Annotated in this window: 1 protein-coding gene; it reads left to right on the top strand. The window is 63.3% G+C overall.

Features of this window, described 5'->3' with window-relative positions:
* Window positions 1-319: 319 nt before the first annotated feature.
* A partial coding sequence (locus A3736_RS10430; RefSeq protein WP_255362984.1) for a SulP family inorganic anion transporter occupies window positions 320-504 on the top strand: 185 nt, incomplete at its 3' end.

Below are 504 nucleotides of genomic sequence, written 5' to 3'. Positions count from 1 at the left end.
CCAGCACCGGTGCCGTTGCACCGGTGGCGAGCGCGATGGCGGCGGCGCCTTCGGCAAGGATGGTACGATACATGATTGGAAAACCCCTTCCCCATTGGTTCATGGGCACGGACCGTAGCGGCCAGCCGCGCGAGAGCAACCGTGGGGCCGCACCTATCTGCCAAGGTCAGACGATTATCGGCAAACGGCATGCATCGGGGTTGCAACGGCCTCGCATCCGCCGCGCATCGGGTTGTGTTGCAATGCAGCATCGGCCATAGGGGCCGCTCATTCTTGCCGCGCGTTTTCGCCGCGGCCCAGACCCACGGACAGACAGACCATGCTCAACACCAGCGCAATCAAGCGCGACTGGCTTTCGAACATCCGCGCCGACATCCTTGCCGGGATCGTCGTGGCGCTGGCGCTTATTCCCGAAGCGATCGGCTTCTCGATCATTGCGGGCGTCGATCCGCGCGTTGGACTTTATGCTTCGGTCGCGATCGCGATGGTGATCGCGTTTACCGG

It is taken from the genome of Erythrobacter sp. HI0063, assembly GCF_001635685.1.
In the GTDB taxonomy this organism is placed as follows: Bacteria; Pseudomonadota; Alphaproteobacteria; order Sphingomonadales; family Sphingomonadaceae; genus Qipengyuania.
The sequence above is the reverse complement of the archived record's forward strand: the minus strand, read 5'-3'. Positions and strand labels throughout refer to the sequence as shown.